The organism is Paramagnetospirillum caucaseum, from assembly GCF_000342045.1.
Classification (GTDB): domain Bacteria; phylum Pseudomonadota; class Alphaproteobacteria; order Rhodospirillales; family Magnetospirillaceae; genus Phaeospirillum; species Phaeospirillum caucaseum.
This window is the reverse complement of sequence record NZ_AONQ01000015.1, coordinates 36426-52010: the sequence shown is the minus strand read 5'-3', so window position 1 is coordinate 52010 and position 15585 is coordinate 36426. Positions and strand designations below refer to the sequence as shown.

At 68.1% G+C, this 15585-nt stretch carries 13 protein-coding genes; 7 read left to right on the top strand and 6 right to left on the bottom strand.

All coding sequences use genetic code 11. The annotated features are described in order from the left end of the window. Positions 1–45: 45 nt before the first annotated feature. The gene (locus H261_RS07445; protein WP_008616010.1) at positions 46–1248 is read left to right on the top strand and encodes a pyridoxal phosphate-dependent aminotransferase; all 1203 of its coding nucleotides are present in this window, start codon (positions 46–48) and stop codon (positions 1246–1248) included. A 75-nt stretch (positions 1249–1323) separates the two neighbouring features. On the opposite strand, the gene H261_RS07440 is transcribed toward H261_RS07445, so the two are convergent. Further along, positions 1324–3018: a methyl-accepting chemotaxis protein gene (locus tag H261_RS07440; protein WP_081608872.1), complete on the bottom strand. Its 1695-nt coding sequence runs from the start codon at positions 3016–3018 to the stop codon at positions 1324–1326. A gap of 352 nt (positions 3019–3370) precedes the next feature. On the opposite strand from H261_RS07440, the gene H261_RS07435 reads away from it, so the two are divergent. Beyond that, a complete protein-coding gene (locus tag H261_RS07435; RefSeq protein ID WP_008615984.1) occupies positions 3371–4420 on the top strand; it encodes an HD domain-containing phosphohydrolase in 1050 nt (349 codons plus the stop codon). A gap of 6 nt (positions 4421–4426) precedes the next feature. Here the strand turns inward: H261_RS07435 and H261_RS07430 are convergent, their stop codons facing one another. From H261_RS07430 to H261_RS07420, 3 genes are all read right to left on the bottom strand, one after another. Next, positions 4427–4618: a hypothetical protein gene (locus tag H261_RS07430; RefSeq protein ID WP_008615982.1), complete on the bottom strand. Its 192-nt coding sequence runs from the start codon at positions 4616–4618 to the stop codon at positions 4427–4429. An 88-nt stretch (positions 4619–4706) separates the two neighbouring features. After that, complete coding sequence (locus H261_RS07425) at positions 4707–6413, bottom strand: methyl-accepting chemotaxis protein (RefSeq protein ID WP_235062891.1); 1707 nt, start codon at positions 6411–6413, stop codon at positions 4707–4709. Positions 6414–6583: 170 nt separating this feature from the next. Beyond that, complete coding sequence (locus tag H261_RS07420) at positions 6584–7456, bottom strand: branched-chain amino acid aminotransferase (protein ID WP_008615971.1); 873 nt, start codon at positions 7454–7456, stop codon at positions 6584–6586. Positions 7457–7594: 138 nt separating this feature from the next. Between H261_RS07420 and H261_RS07415 the strand changes: the two genes are divergently transcribed. From H261_RS07415 to H261_RS07395, 5 genes are all read left to right on the top strand, one after another. Continuing rightward, positions 7595–8101, top strand: a complete 507-nt coding sequence (locus tag H261_RS07415) for a MarR family winged helix-turn-helix transcriptional regulator (RefSeq protein ID WP_008615969.1) — start codon at positions 7595–7597, stop codon at positions 8099–8101. 3 nt (positions 8102–8104) lie between these two features. After that, a complete protein-coding gene (locus H261_RS07410) occupies positions 8105–8788 on the top strand; it encodes a response regulator (protein WP_008615967.1) in 684 nt (227 codons plus the stop codon). Positions 8789–8821: 33 nt separating this feature from the next. Next, positions 8822–10147, top strand: a complete 1326-nt coding sequence (locus H261_RS07405; RefSeq protein ID WP_008615964.1) for an ATP-binding protein — start codon at positions 8822–8824, stop codon at positions 10145–10147. A 35-nt stretch (positions 10148–10182) separates the two neighbouring features. Next, entirely contained in the window at positions 10183–10806 is a 624-nt protein-coding gene (locus H261_RS07400; RefSeq protein WP_008615963.1) for a ParA family protein, read from the top strand. A 207-nt stretch (positions 10807–11013) separates the two neighbouring features. Then, positions 11014–12648 (top strand): sensor histidine kinase, encoded by a 1635-nt coding sequence (locus tag H261_RS07395; RefSeq protein WP_008615961.1) that lies wholly within the window; start codon positions 11014–11016, stop codon positions 12646–12648. Here H261_RS07395 and H261_RS07390 read toward each other — a convergent pair. After that, entirely contained in the window at positions 12608–15214 is a 2607-nt protein-coding gene (locus H261_RS07390) for a nitrate reductase (RefSeq protein WP_008615959.1), read from the bottom strand. The two genes, H261_RS07395 and H261_RS07390, sit on opposite strands and share 41 nt — an antisense overlap. Positions 15215–15247: 33 nt before the next feature. Continuing rightward, positions 15248–15583: a nitrite reductase small subunit NirD gene (gene nirD / locus H261_RS07385; protein WP_008615957.1), complete on the bottom strand. Its 336-nt coding sequence runs from the start codon at positions 15581–15583 to the stop codon at positions 15248–15250. Positions 15584–15585 lie beyond the last annotated feature (2 nt).

The following is a 15585-nucleotide window of genomic DNA, read 5'->3' as shown; positions in this document are numbered from 1 at the left end:
CTTCGCCCCCCGCGAATTCTCACTCTCTTTCCGAGGACCCGACCCATGCCGTTCATCGCCGACAGGCTTTCCGCCATCAAGCCGTCCCCGACCATCGCGGTGACCCAGAAGGCCGCCGAACTGAAGGCCGCCGGCCGCGACGTCATCGGCCTGGGCGCGGGCGAGCCCGATTTCGACACCCCGGACAACATCAAGGCCGCCGCCAAGGCCGCCATCGACCGGGGCCAGACCAAGTACGTGGCCCCGGCCGGCACCCTGGAACTGCGCCAGGCCATCGCCGCCAAGCTCAAGCGCGAGAACGGCCTGGACTACACCCCGGACCAGGTCACCGTCGGGGTCGGCGGCAAGGGCGTGATCTTCAACGCCTTCATGGCCACCATCAATCCCGGCGACGAGGTGATCGTCCCCGCCCCCTATTGGGTGAGCTATCCCGACATCGCCCTGATGTTCGGCGGCCAGCCGGTGTTCGTGCGCTGCCCCGAGGACAAGGGCTTCAAGCTGCAGGCCGCCGACCTGGACGCCGCCATCACGCCGAAGACCAAGTGGCTGGTGCTGAACTCGCCGTCCAACCCGACCGGCGCCGCCTATTCCTGGGACGAGATGAAGGCGCTGACCGACGTGCTGCTGAAGCACCCGCATGTGTGGATCATGTCCGACGACATGTACGAGCACCTGATCTATGACGATTTCAAGTTCTGCACCCCGGCCCAGGTCGAGCCCAGGCTCTACGAGCGCACGCTGACCATGAACGGCGTGTCCAAGGCCTATGCCATGACCGGCTGGCGCGTCGGCTACGCCGCCGGCCCGCTGCCGATCATCAAGGCCATCAACATGATCCAGTCCCAGTCGGTGACCCACACCGCCTCCATCAGCCAGGCGGCGTCGGTCGAGGCCCTGAACGGCACCCAGGACTTCATCCCGAAGAACGCCGAGCTGTTCAAGCGCCGCCGCGACCTGATCGTCCGCCTGCTCAACGACTGCCCCGGCATCACCTGCCGCACCCCGGAGGGCGCCTTCTACGTCTATCCGTCCTGCGCCGGGCTGATCGGCAAGAAGACCCCCGACGGCAAGGTCATCGCCAGCGACACCGACTTCGTCGGCGCCCTGCTGGAGGCCGAGGGCGTGGCGGTGGTCCAGGGCGCCGCCTTCGGCCTGGAGCCCTATTTCCGCATCTCCTACGCCACCTCGGACGCCGCCCTGACCAAGGCGGGCGAGCGCATCAAGCGCTTCTGCGAAAGCCTGAAATAGGCTCAAGCCACCAGGGCATGGAAAAGGGGCGGTTCCGCGAGGAACCGCCCCTTCGTTCTTTCGCGTCGGCGCGGGTCAGGCCGCCTGGGTGCGGATTTCCCGCAGGAAGCCGTCGATCTCGCGGGTCAACGAGCCGTTCTGGGTCACCATCTCGCGCGCCGAGCCCGCCACCTCCTCGGCGGCGCTGCGCGAGGTGTTTGTGCCCTCCTCCACCTTGCCGATATGCTCGGACACCTCGCGGGTGCCGCGCGCCGCTTCCTGGACGCTGCGGGTGATCTCGTGGATGGCGGCGTTCTGCTCCTCCACCGCGCTGGCGATGGAGGACGTCGCCTCGTCCACCTTGTTGATGGTCTCGCCGATATGGCGGATGGCGGCCACCGCCTTGGTGGTCTCCGCCTGGACCGCGGCGATCTGGGCGGTGATCTCCTGGGTGGCCTTGGCGGTCTGGTTGGCCAGGGTCTTGACCTCGCCGGCCACCACCGCGAAGCCCTTGCCCGCTTCGCCGGCGCGGGCCGCCTCGATGGTGGCGTTCAAGGCCAGCAGGTTGGTCTGACCGGCGATGGCGTCGATCAACTGCACCACCTCGCCGATGCGGCCGGCGGCGGCGGCCAGGGCCGAGACCATGGAATTGGTCTGCTCCGCCTCGTCGGCGGCGGTCCGGGCGATGTCGGCGGTCAGCGCCACCTGGCGGCTGATCTCGTTGCCCGACGCGCTCAGCTCCTCGGCGGCGGCGGCCACGGTCTGCACGTTGGTCGAGGTCTGCTCGGTGGCGGCGACCACCGCGCTGGTCTGTTCCGAGGTCTGCTCCGCCGTGTGGGTCATGGCGCTGGAGGCGCCGTTGAGGCGCTGTCCCACCTGGTTGATGGCGTCCACCGCCGACTTGACCCGGCGTTCCAGCCCCTCGGCCATGTCCTGCAGCGCCCGGTTGCGCTCCCGGGCGGCGGCCTGCTTCAGCTGTTCCTGTTCGTCGAGCAGGCGGCGGTTCTCGATGGCGCTGCCCCGGAACACCTCCATGGCGCGGGCCAGGGCGCCCATCTCGTCCTGGCGCTCGGTCCCCTGGACCGCGTGGGTGATGTCGCCGTCGGCCAGGGCCCGCATGCGGGTCACCAGGCGGCCCAGCGGCCCGGTGATGGAGCGGGCGATCAGGATCGCCACCAGGCCGGCCAGCAGACCCAGCCCCAGGGCCTTCAGCCCCAGTTCGATGGCCTTGGCCCGGAACTGCTCGTCGATGTCGTCGATATAGACGCCCGAGAGCAGGGTCCAGCCCCAGGGCTTGAACATCTGGGCATAGGCCAGCTTCGGCAGCGGCGGCCCGTCCTTGACGCGGGGAAAGACATAGGCCACGTACGAGTGGCCGAACTGCTTGGATTCCTCCACCTGCTGCCGGGCGAAATACACGCCGTTGGCGTCCTTGACCTGGGACATGTCCTTGCCGTTCAGGTCGGGCCGCAGCGGATGCATGATGGTCACGACGTTGGGGTCGGTCACCACGAAATAGTCGTTGTTGCCGTAGCGGAAGGCCCGCAGCACGTCGAGGGCGGCCGCCTTCGCCGCCTCCTCGGTCATTTCGCCCTTGGCCGCCCGCTGCTGGAACATGCCCACCGCGCTGGCGGCGGTCTCCACCAGCTGCCGCAGAGCCTGGCGCCGGTCCTCCATCAGGGTGTCGCGGGCCGAGGACAGGCTCTGGGCGGTCAGCAACCCCAGGCCGACAACCAACAAAGCCACCAGCGCCCAGATCTTGGCCCCGATTCCCAGTTTCAATCCACCCATGGAAGACCTCCGTCACTCACCGCCACAACCCCCTCCACACATCCGAAAGGCCGTGGCCCACTCGCATAAGACACAGCTATTACATTAGGCCTAGATTCATCGTTTTTTAAAGACTTTCGTCCGGGACGACGTCGATTCCATCATTGGTTCATGCGGGAAATACCTATATTTTTCAGAACCTTGATCATTGTCAAATCATCCCCACTCCGCCATACCGCCCCATCCGAAGCGCATAAACGGCAAGCCTGGCACGCTCCCAGGCCCCTTAACATCATCGCCGCGTTATGTCTCAATGGTGGAAGCGCTTCGGACCTCGGCTCGGGCGGCGTCCGGTGGGACGGAGGACACCTCGATGCATCTGAAGCGGGATCTGGAAATGACCGACATGCGATCGAGGGAAGTGGACCTCCTGGTGGTGGAGGACAATCCCGCCGACGCCCGCCTGATCGAATTGCTGCTGAGCGAGGTCGGCGGCTTCAACTGCCGCCGGGCCGCCACCCTGGGCGAGGCCATCGCCGGGGCCGGGGCCGAGCCCCCCGATGCCGTCCTGCTCGACCTTTCCCTTCCCGACGCCCACGGCATTGAGACGGTGGAGCGGTTCCGCGCCGCCGCGCCGGCCCTGCCCATCGTCATCTGCACCGGGCTGGACGACGAATCCATGGGCCTGCTGGCCCTGCAGCACGGCTGCCAGGACTATCTGGTCAAGGGCCAGGGCGACGGCAACCTGATCCGCCGCACCATCCTCTACGCCATCGAGCGCAAGGCGGTGGAGGAAGAGCGCCGCGCCACCGCCGAACGCCTGAAGCGGGTGCTGCTCCAGACCGTCCGCTCGCTGTCGCTGACGCTGGAGATGCGCGACCCCTACACCACCGGCCACCAGCGCCGGGTGGCGCAATTGTCCACCGCCATCGGGCGGCAGATGGGCCTGTCCGACGCCACGGTGGAGGGGCTGCGCACTGGCGGGCTGCTGCACGACATCGGCAAGATCCACATCCCCGCCGAGTTCCTCTCGCGCCCCGGCAAGCTGTCGGCCGAGGTGCACAAGGTAATCCGCATGCATCCCCAGATGGGCTGGGAGATCATGAAGGACATCGAATTCCCCTGGCCGGTGGCCGACATGATCCGCCAGCACCACGAGCGGCTGGACGGCAGCGGCTATCCCCTGGGGCTGAAGGGTGACGAGATCATCCTGGAATCGCGGATCATCGCGGTAGCCGACGTGCTGGAGGCCATCAGTTCCCACCGCCCCTACCGGCCGGCCCTGGGCCTCGACGTGGCCATCCAGGAATTGCGCGACCATTCCGGCAGCCGCTACGACCCGGCGGTGGTCCGGGCCTGCATCGCAGTGGTGGAGGAAAAGGGGGTCGGCATCCTCGACGAGGATGCCCCGCCGCCGCTGTGACGGCGCCTATTCCGCGGCGATGACCGAAGCCCGTCCGTCGCGGCGGGCCATGCGGCGCAGTTGGGCCATCAGCAGTTCACGCGGATTGTGGCACGAGCCGCACCAGACGATGGCGGTGCCGTCTCCGTAGGAATGGACGCGGTGGTCGCTGCTCTGCTGGCAATGCGGGCAGTCCAGCACGGTCTTGGGCAGGCTCATTAGTACCCCCTGGATGACGCCCAAAGAGTTACCTGGAAACGCCCCGGAATGGAAGGCGGAAACACCGCCTCCCAGCCTTGCGTCCAGGTCACGCCTCGCGGATGCCGCTCAGGAAGCGGTCAACCTCGGCGCGCAGCGTCATGGCCTGGCGCTGCAGGGTCTCCACCGCCCCCAGCACGTCCTTGGCCGCCTGGTCGGTCTCGTGGATGGTCTGCGTCACCGCGTTGATGTTGTCGTAGACGAACCGGGTGCCCGAGGCGGCGTGGTCGATGTTGCGGGCGATCTCCTGGGTGGCGGCGCCCTGCTCCTCGATGGCCGAGGCGATGGCGGTGGTGATGCCGTCCATGGAGGAGATGGTGGTGTTGATGCCGCGGATGGCGCGCACCGTCTTGTCGGTTTCCTGCTGGATGGTGTTGACCTGCGATGCGATATCCTCGGTGGCGCCTACCGTCTGGCGGGCCAGATTCTTGACCTCGGAGGCCACCACGTTGAAGCCCTTGCCCGCCTCGCCGGCCCGCGCCGCCTCGACGGTGGCGTTGAGCGCCAGCAGGTTGGTCTGTTCGGCGATACCGGTGATCATCTCGACGATCTCGCCGATCTTGTCGGCGGCGCCGGCCAGACCCTGGACGCGGGTATTGACCGAATCGGCCTCCTTGGTGGCGGAAACCGCCACCTGGTTGGACATGCCGACCTGCTGGGCGATCTCGCTGATGGACGACGACAGCTCCTCGGCGGCGGCGGCCACGGTGCTGACGTTCTGGTTGGCCTCGTTGGCCTGATGGGCGGCGGTATTGGCCTTCTCCAGCGCCTGGTCGGCCGAGTTCACCATGCTGCGCGCCGTCTGGATCATCTGCTGCGCCGAGGCGGCCACCGAATCCAGCACCGCCGTCACCGCCTTGTCGAAGGCGGCGATCAGGCCTTCCAGCCGGTGCATGCGCTCCTCGCGCGCGGCGGCGGCGGCCTGGGCCTCCACCTCCATCTTCTGCTTGGCGATGGTGTTGTCCTTGAACACCTGGACGGCGCGGGCGATGTCGCCCACCTCGTCCCGGCGGCCGAGGGCCGGCACGTCCACCGAGACGTCGCCTCGCGCCAACTGGTCCATGCGCACGGTCATGTCCTCGATGGGATCGGCGATGATCCGCTTCAGGATGGTGCGCACGCCGAACACCGCCAGCACGGTGGCGATGACGCCGCCCACCACCAGCCAGGTCAGCACCTGGTTCAGCCGGGCCTCGGATTCGGCGGTGGACAGCGACGAGGACAGAACGGCGATGACGTCGCCGTCGTTCATCCCCATGCCGCCGTGACAGGCGTGGCAGACCTCGTCCTTGGCGCCTTCGGTGACGCCCAGCACGATGGGCAGGGAATAGCGGTAGAAGCCGTCCTCGAACCGTCCGACCGCCGCCTTGGTCTCGAAAGCCTCGCGGTCCACGCCATCCTTGGGCAGCTTGGCCGGCTTTTCGGGCTCGACCTCCTTCATGTGGGCGGCCACCTTGGGCCCCCAGGCGCTCCACACCTTGCCGGGATAGTGGATGTTGCGCGAATCGAACCAGTTGTTGAAGACGGCGATGCCGATGTTGTCGCCGTCGTCGGGCCGCTTGGCCATGACGTTCTGGATCAGGGCGTGCAGCGAGGTCATCTCGTTGGCCGAGAGCTGCTGCAGCTGGCGCTCCATTTCGGCGCGCTCGAACCGGGCGATGGTGAGGACGACACCGGCGATCAAGATCACGACGCCGGCCCCGACGATCAGCATGAAACGGCTGGACAGCCGCAAATTCTGCCACGCGTGCGACACGGAGACTCCCATCCGTTCTAACGCGGCCGGCCCGACCCGGTCGCAACGCCCATCCGATTTCCCAAGCGGAGCGTATTACGAAAGCCCGGAAATGAAAATACCGGGATTTGACGTTCCTCAGGAAAATGGCCGGCCCCAGGAAAATGGCGGGCGTTGCGACCGAATATTATTCAGGCCCGCACCAGGGCGTCATAATCCGTGATCAGTTGACGGGTAATATCGCCGGGAGTGAAGGTATAGGTGCCGATCTCGCGCACCGGGGTCACCTCGGCGGCGGTGCCGGTAAGGAAGCATTCCGACGCCTTGACCATGTCCTCGGGGAAAATGGCCCGTTCCACCACCGTGATGCCCCGCGCCTTGGCCAGGGCGATCACCGTCTGACGGGTGATGCCGTTCAGGAAGCAATCGGGCGTTGGGGTGTGCAGTTCATTGCCGAACACGAAGAAGATATTGGCGCCGGTGGCCTCGGCGACTTGGCCACGCCAGTCGAGCATAAGGGAATCCTCGTACCCGTCACCCTCGGCCTTGTGCTTGCTCATGGTGCAGATCATGTACAGGCCGGCCGCCTTGGACGCGGTCGGCGCCGTCTCGGGATGGGGGCGCTTCCAGGTGGAGACGTTGAGGCGGATGCCCTTCATGCGGGCCTCGGGGCTCCAGTAGCTGGGCCACGTCCAGGTGGCCACCGCGAAGCGGATGGTGGTGGCCTGGGCGGCGACGCCCATCATCTCGGAACCGCGCCACGCCACCGGGCGGACATAGCCGTCGACGATGTTGTTGGCCTTGACGGTGGCCATGGTGGCCTCGTCGATCTCCTCGGCGGTCCACGGCACCTCGAAACCCAGGATACGGCCCGATTCTATCAGGCGCTGGGAATGTTCGCGCAGCTTGAACACCTTGCCGCCATACACCCGCTCGCCCTCGAACACGCAGGACCCGTAATGCAGGCCGTGGGTCAGCACGTGAATCTTGGCGTCGCGCCAGGGAACCAGCTTGCCGTCGAGCCAGAGAAAGCCGTCGCGGTCATCGAAGGGGAGGACTGACATGGTCGTTCCGTTCCAAAATCAGGGGGTGGGCCAAAAGTAAGGTGGCAAGGGCGTGAGACGTTGGAAAATTACCAAACTCTCTTGCATGGCGTAACATTTATAGGCCATATATGTCAACATGACTGACTTAACCACGCCATGAGCGACATCAAGACCGGCATCAACCCGCTGTTCCTGCGCGAGGAGGAACTGCGCCAGGGGATCGAGCTGCTGTTCTTCGCCTATCGCGACTTCACGGCCGAGCCCGACGCCATCCTGGGGGAATACGGCTTCGGCCGCGCCCACCACCGCGTCATCTATTTCGTCGGCCGCCATCCCGGCATTACGGTCAGCGACCTGCTGGACATCCTGCGCATCACCAAGCAGAGCCTGTCGCGCGTCCTGGGCCAGTTGGTGACCGAGAAGTTCATCACCCAGCGGCCGGGACTCCGCGACCGTCGCCAGCGCCTGCTGGAACTGACCGAGAAGGGCGTCGAGCTCGAGCGGCTGCTGACCGAGCGCCAGCGGGCCCGCATCGCCCGTACCTACCGCGAGGCCGGGGCCGAGGCGGTGGAAGGCTTCCGCAAGGTGATGCTGGGTCTGGTGGACGAGGCCGACCGCGGCCGCTTCCCCACCCGCGCCGCCGGGCCGCGCCGGGGGGGCTGAGCCATGGACGACGCCCACATCCTGGTGGTGGACGACGACCGGCGCCTGCGCGAACTGTTGCGCAAGTATCTTTCCGACAACGGCTACCTGGTGGCCACCGCCGCCGATGCCGCCGAGGCGCGCCAGTGCATGGCCGGCCTGGCCTTCGATCTGATGGTGCTGGACGTGATGATGCCGGGCGAGGACGGCATGGCGCTGACCCGCGCGCTCCGGGCCGAGGGCAAGAGCCTGCCCATCCTGCTGCTGACGGCGCGCGGCGAGGTGGACGACCGCATCAAGGGGCTGGAATCCGGGGCCGACGACTACCTGTCCAAGCCGTTCGAGCCGCGCGAATTGCTGCTGCGGGTGGCCTCCATCCTGCGCCGCAGCCCCCGCGATGAGCCGGAACCGACCCGCGAGCTGCGGCTGGGCGCCTTCGTCTGGGACATGGACCGCGCCGAGCTGCGCCAGGACGGCCAGCCGGCCCACCTGACCCAGGCCGAGCGCGACCTGCTGTCCATCCTGGCCGAGGCGGCCGGCCAGGGGGTGTCGCGCGACGATCTGGCGGTGCGCACCGGCAATTCCGCCAATCCACGCACCGTCGACGTCCAGGTGACGCGGCTGCGCAAGAAGATCGAGGACGACCCCAAGATGCCGCGCTATCTTCAGACGGTGCGCGGCATGGGCTACATGCTGCGTCCCGATTGACCGGGGAGTCCGGGACGTGAGGACCCTGCAACGATGACCCAGATCGGCTCCTGGCTGAAACGTCTGGCCCCCCAGGGCCTGCTGGGGCGGTCGCTGCTGATCATCGTCATGCCGCTGGTGGTGCTGCAACTGGTATCGGCCTACGTCTTCTACGGCAGCCACTGGGAGACCGTCGCCAAGCGCCTGGCCAAGGGACTGGCCGGCGACATCGGCTCGATCATCGAATCCATGCGCGCCTTCCCCGGCGAGGACGAGCGCACCATCATCTTGTCCATCGCCGCCAACCGGATGGAACTGGACACCCGCTTCCTGCCCGGGGCCATCCTGCCCAACCAGCCGCGCGACGCTGCCTCGGGCCTGCTGGACCGCGCCCTGGCCGAGGCCATGGACGAACGGGTGCAGCGCCCCTACCGCATCGACACCGAAAGCCTGGAACGCGAGGTGGTGATCCGCGTCCAGTTGTCCGATGGCATGCTGGAGGTCTTCGCCCCCAAGAAGCGGCTGTTCAGCTCCACCACCTACGTCTTCATCCTGTGGATGATCGGCACCGCCATGCTGCTGTTCGGCATCGCCACCGTGTTCATGCGCAACCAGGTGCGCAGCGTGCGCAAGCTGGCGCTGGCCGCCGACCGCTTCGGCAAGGGCCAGGACGTGGCCGATTTCAAGCCCGAGGGAGCACGGGAGGTCCGCCAGGCCGCCCAGGCCTTCAACCTGATGCGAAGCCGCATCCAGCGCCAGATCCAGCAGCGCACCGAGATGCTGGCCGGCGTGTCCCACGACCTGCGTACGCCGCTGACCCGCATGAAGCTGCAGTTGGCCATCATGGGCGACGTGGAGGGGCGCGCCGAACTGGACGAGGATGTCGCCGAGATGGAGCGCATGGTCGAGGGCTATCTGGCCTTCGCCCGCGGCGAGGGCAGCGAACAGCCCGAAGCGGTCGACCTGCCCGCCCTGGTCGACGAGGTGGTCGCCCGCTTCCGCCGCCAGGGCGCCGTCATCGACCTGCACCACGAGGGCGAGATCGTCATGCCGCTGCGCCCCGATTCCCTGGCCCGCGCGCTCGGCAACCTGATCGGCAACGCCATCCGCTACGCCGGCCACGTCTGGGTCCGGGTGGGCTGCCGCCAGAACGCCGCCGAGGTGCTGATCGACGACGACGGCCCCGGCATCCCCCCCGACCGGCGCGAAGAGGTGTTCAAGGCCTTCACCCGTCTGGAAGTCTCGCGCAATCCCGGAACCGGCGGCGTCGGGCTGGGGCTGACCATCGCCCGCGACATCGTGCGCACCCATGGCGGCGACGTGCTGCTGGAGGACTCGCCGCTGGGCGGATTGCGGGCGCGCGTGCGGCTGCCTTTGTGATACCGTTCCCCGGCACGGCGGAGGAAAGGCGGATCATGCGGACGGTGCTGGTGGGAAACATCAAGGGCGGCTGCGGCAAGACCACGCTGGCCACCCATATCGCCGCCGCCTTCGCCGGCCAAGGGCTGGTCACCGCCATCGGCGACTGCGACCGCCAGCGCTCCAGCCTCAACTGGCTGCGCCGCCGCCCTGCCGCCCTGCCGCCCATCACCGGCCTGGACTGGGCCAAGGACGTCGGCTCGCCGCCCAAGGGCCTGGACCGCCTGGTGATCGACGCCCCCGCCGCCATGCACCACAAGGATGTCGAAGACCTGATCGCCATCTCGGACGTGGTGGTGGTGCCGGTGCTGCCCGGCGCCTTCGACGAGGACGCCACCGCCCATTTCCTCGAGCGCCTCGCCAAGGTCAAGGCGGTGCGCAAGAACAAGCGGGTGGTGGCGGTGGTGGGCAACCGCCTGCGGCCGGGGACCAAGGCCAGCGAGCACCTGGACGGCTTCTTCGGCGGGCTGGGTTTTCCCGTGGTGGCGCGCCTGCGCGACAGCCAGATCTACACCGCCGCCGCCGCCGCCGGCTCGTCGGTGCTGGAGGCCGGCGACCGCCGCGCCCGCGCCTACGCCGCCGAATGGGTTCCGTTGCTGGCCCTGATCGACAGCCCTTGATCGAAGGCTGAAGATTTAATCCCGGCGTCCCACCCTTTCGCCATTTCCCTCGCAGCACCCTGATGCGCTAAACTCGCCGAAATACGTAGAGTGACGGAGCTCGGCACAGTGCACCCCGCGGCCACCCAGCCGACCCCCTTTCCCGATCCCAGCCGCCCGGCCCCGCACGGAATTCGCTTATTGATAGTAACACTGGCCGGGGCCGTCATGGCCATGCTGGTGGGCGGAACCGTTTTCTGGATCATGGTGACGCGCAACGAGGCGTTGTTCGACGCCGACACCAACCTGCGCCACACCTCACACCTGCTGGCCGAAGCGGCGGCCTCGAACTTCATCGCCATCGACAAGGTGCTGCTCGGCACCGCCGAGGTGGCGGCGCTGCAGGGACAGGGGGCCGGCCTGCTGTCCTTCCTGCGGCGGCAGCTGGCCGAAGCCCCCGCCGCCCGCGCCCTGCTGGTCATCGGCCCGGACGGCATGTCCCGGGTGGCCACCAACCTGCCCGATCCCTACAAGCCGGTGGACCTGTCCGACCGCCCCTATTTCCGCCATCACCGCGACGGTTCGCCCAAAGCCCTCCATGTCAGCGGCCTGATCCAGAGCCGCAACGACAACCGCTGGATCATGGTGCTGAGCCGGCGGATCGAGACGCCGGACGGCAGCTTCGCCGGCGTGGCCGCCGCCACCATCAACCTGGAGCAACTGGCGTCGATCCTCACGGCTGCCGCCCGCAACGCCTCGGATTCCGCCCTGCTGGTCACGCCGGACGGCACCATCCTGGCGCGGACGCCCGACCATGACCGCTATGTCGGTAAATCCCTGGCCGGCCTGCCCGCCTTCGAGCGGACCAGGACCGAGGCCAACGGCAACGGGGAGATCGTCTCGCCCCTGGACGGGCGCAAGCGGCTCTATGCCTTTCACAAGGCGACCAGCCACCCGGTGATCGCCGTGGCCACCAATCAACAGGACATCCTGCTGGCCGACTGGCGCCGGCACAGCGTGCTGCTGGCGGTGGTGGCCGTCCTGGTCGGCCTGGTCACCGGCACCCTGGCCCTGCTGCTGGTCCGGCAACTGGACCGGATGCACCGCACCCTGGGCGAACTGGCGCAATCCCGCCTGGCCGCCGATGCGGCCAACCGTGCCAAATCGGCCTTCCTGGCCAATATGAGCCACGAGCTGCGCACCCCGCTCAACGCCATCATCGGCTTCTCGGACGCGCTGATGACCGGGATTCCCGGTCATTCCTGCCAGACGCGCTGCCACGACTATCTCGGCCATGTCCAGTCGTCCGGGCGTCACCTGCTGGCACTGATCAACGACATTCTCGACCTGTCCAAGATCGAGGCCGGCAGCGTCGAGGTCGAGCCCGCCCCCACCCGCATCGCCCCCCTGGTCGAGGAATGCGTCGAGCTGATCAGGGGACCGGCCGGGATCAAGACCATCGCGCTGGCCACCACCGGACTGAACCAGGACCTGGAAGCCGTCGTCGATTCGCGCCGCCTGCGCCAGATTCTGCTCAACCTGCTGTCCAACGCCGTCAAGTTCACCCCCGAGGGCGGCCGGGTCATCGTCGAGGTGGAAAGCGATGCCCATCAGTTGTCCCTCACGGTCAACGATACCGGCATCGGCATGACGCCCGAGGAAATCGCCGTGGCGCTGACCCCGTTCGGGCAGAACCCGTCCCGCCTGACCTCGACGGAAACCGGAACCGGCCTGGGATTGCCCCTGTCCAAGCGCCTGGCGGAAATGCACGGCGGCTCCATCGCCATCGCCAGCATTCCCGGGCGCGGCACCACCGTCACCGTCAGCCTGCCGCTGTCGCCCCCGGCGACGGCCACGGCGTAACCGGTTCTAAGCCACCTTCGGCGCCGCCTCGGCCAGGATCGCCCGAATTTCCGGCACGCACGAGCCGCAATTGGTCCCGGCCTTCAGCATCGGCCCCCACCTCGGCGGCGCTGGACAGGCGATGGTCGCGGATGGCGGCGCGGATGGTCGCGAGGCCGACGTTGAAGCAGGCGCAGACCGTCTTGTCGCGGCCCCGGTCGCCGCCGGGCGGAGCGCCGGCCACCAGGGTGGCGCGCTCGCCGCCCTCGATGGCGGCGCGGCCGAAGGCGGCAGCCACCCAGTCGGGCGAGAAATCGGTGGCCCAGGGAAAGACGAACAGCACCGAATCCAGGCGGCCGTCCACCAGCCGGGCGCCGCGGTAATGGCCGCGATTGGGGTCGAGGAACTCGATCCACTCGCCATCCGTTCCCAGCCATTGCTTGGCGGTGGCGGGCCAGTCCTCGCCGGCCTCGCCCGCCAGCCGCCAGATGGAATGGGCGTGGCCCGCCGCCTTGGCCCAATAGAGCGAGCGCGGCAGTTCCACCGGGTTGCGGCTGAGCAGCACGCCGTGCCAGGCGGCGGCCAGGGGCGCGACCATCACCGGCGCCTGCTTCAGCTCCGGCTGGCCCGAGACCGGATCGGTGGCGGCGTCGATCAGGCTGCCGACCACCGCGCCGGAGGCGGTGCGGTCGTTCCAGTGGATGGGGGCGAAGACCTCGCCCGGGCGCTGACCGCTGTCCAGGGCGACGCGCAGCACTACCGCGGCCCGGCGGCCCGATACCCGGGCCAGGCCGCCATCGGCGAGGCCGAAACGCAGCGCGTCCCTGGGGTGGACGGACAGCAGCGGTTCGGGGGCATGGGCGGCCAGACGAGCCGAGCGGCCGGTGCGCGTCATGGTGTGCCACTGGTCGCGCATGCGCCCGGTGTTGAGGATCAGGGGAAAGGCCTCGTCGGGCAACCGGGCCGGCGGACGCGGCTCGATGTCGAGCATCCGGGACCGGCCGTCGGGGTGGTAGAAACGGCCGTCGGCGAACAGCCGCGCCGTGCCCTGCCCCGGGGCCTTCACCGGCCACTGGATGGGCTCGAGGCTCTCGTAATCGCCGCCGACCAGACCGGCAAGGTCCAGATCGCGGGCGCCATCGTTCTCGAAGGCGGTCAGGCGGCAGAACTCGTCGAAGATTTCCCCGGCGCCGGTCCAAGCGAAGGCCTCGCCGAACCCCATGCGCCCGGCCACCTGGGCGATGATCCACCAATCGCCCCTGGCCTCGCCCGGGGCGGGCAGGAAGGGGCGCTGGCGCGAGATGCGGCGCTCGGAATTGGTGACGGTGCCCACCTTCTCGCCCCAGGCCAGGGCCGGCAGGCGCACATGGGCGAACTGGGCCGAATCGGTGTCGGCCTCGCATTCGGAGATCACCACGAAGGGGCAGGCCGCCATGGCGGCGCGGACCTCGTCGGCCTCGGGCAGGCTGACCGCCGGATTGGTGGCCATCACCCACAGCGCCTTGATCCTGCCGTCCTTGACCGCCTTGAACAGGTCTACCGCCTTGAGGCCGGGCTTGGCGGCCATGCGCGGCGCGTTCCAGAAACGGCCCACCCGTTCCACATTGGCCTCGTCGAAGCCCATATGGGCGGCCAGCATGTTGGCCAGCCCCCCCACCTCGCGCCCGCCCATGGCGTTGGGCTGGCCGGTCAGCGAGAACGGCCCCATGCCGGGCCGCCCGATGCGCCCCGTCAGGAGGTGGCAGTTGATGATGGCATCCACCTTGTCGGTGCCGGACGACGACTGGTTGATGCCCTGGGACCATACGGTGACGGTCTTCTCGGTGTCGGCGAACCACGAGAAGAAGCTGACGATCTGCTCCAGGGGCACGCCCACGTCCAGGTCGGTCTCCTCGCCCTTGAGATGGGCGAGCAGGCCGTTGAACAGGATGGCGTCGGAGCCGGGACGGATGGCCAGATGCAGGTCGGCGCATTCGGCGGTGGCGGTGCGGCGCGGATCGATGACCACGATGCGCATGTCGGGCCGCCTTGTCTTGGCGGCCAGGATGCGCTGAAAGGCCACCGGATGGCACCAGGCGGTGTTGGAGCCGACCAGGACCACCAGGTCGGCCAGGTCCAGGTCCTCGTAGCAGCCGGGGACGGTGTCGGAGCCGAAGGCCCGCACATGGCCGGCCACGGTGGACGACATGCACAGCCGGGAATTGGTGTCGATGTTGGCCGAGCCGATGAACCCCTTCATCAGCTTGTTGGCGGCGTAGTAATCCTCGGTCAGCAACTGGCCGGAGACGTAGAAGGCCACCGAATCCGGGCCGTGCTCGGCGATGACGGCGGAGAACTTTTCCGCCACCAGATCCAGCGCCGTCTCCCAGCCCGCCGCCGCGCCGCCGATCATCGGGTGGAGCAGACGGCCGTCGAGGCCGATGGTCTCGGCCAGGGCGGCGCCCTTGACGCACAGCCGGCCGAAATTGGCGGGATGGCCGGGATCGCCACGCACCGCCCATGCCCCGGACGCGTCATCACGTTCGGCGATGACGCCGCAGCCGACGCCGCAATAGGGACAGGTGGTGCGGATCGCGGTGTCGATCATGATGCTCTCCTCGCTTTTGCCCCCTGCCCGGCCTCAGCCATGGGCCACCTTTTTCGCGCATTCCAGCTTCAGCCAGACCTGCCCGTCGGCCACCCTGGACTCCACCGGGCGGGTGCAGCCCTCGTCGGGGGCGGTGGCCTCGCCGGTCTCCAGGTCGATGGTCCATGAATGCAGCGGGCAGACCACCACCTTGCCGGTGACGATGCCCTCGGACAGCGGCCCGCCCTTGTGGGGACAGCGGTTGAACAGGGCGAAGATATCGTCGCCCGAGGTACGGAACACCGCGATATCGCCCTTGGTCGTGTGGACGGTGCGGGCGCCCAGCCTGGGGATGTCCTCGACCCGTCCGATCTTGATCCAGTCCTGCATGG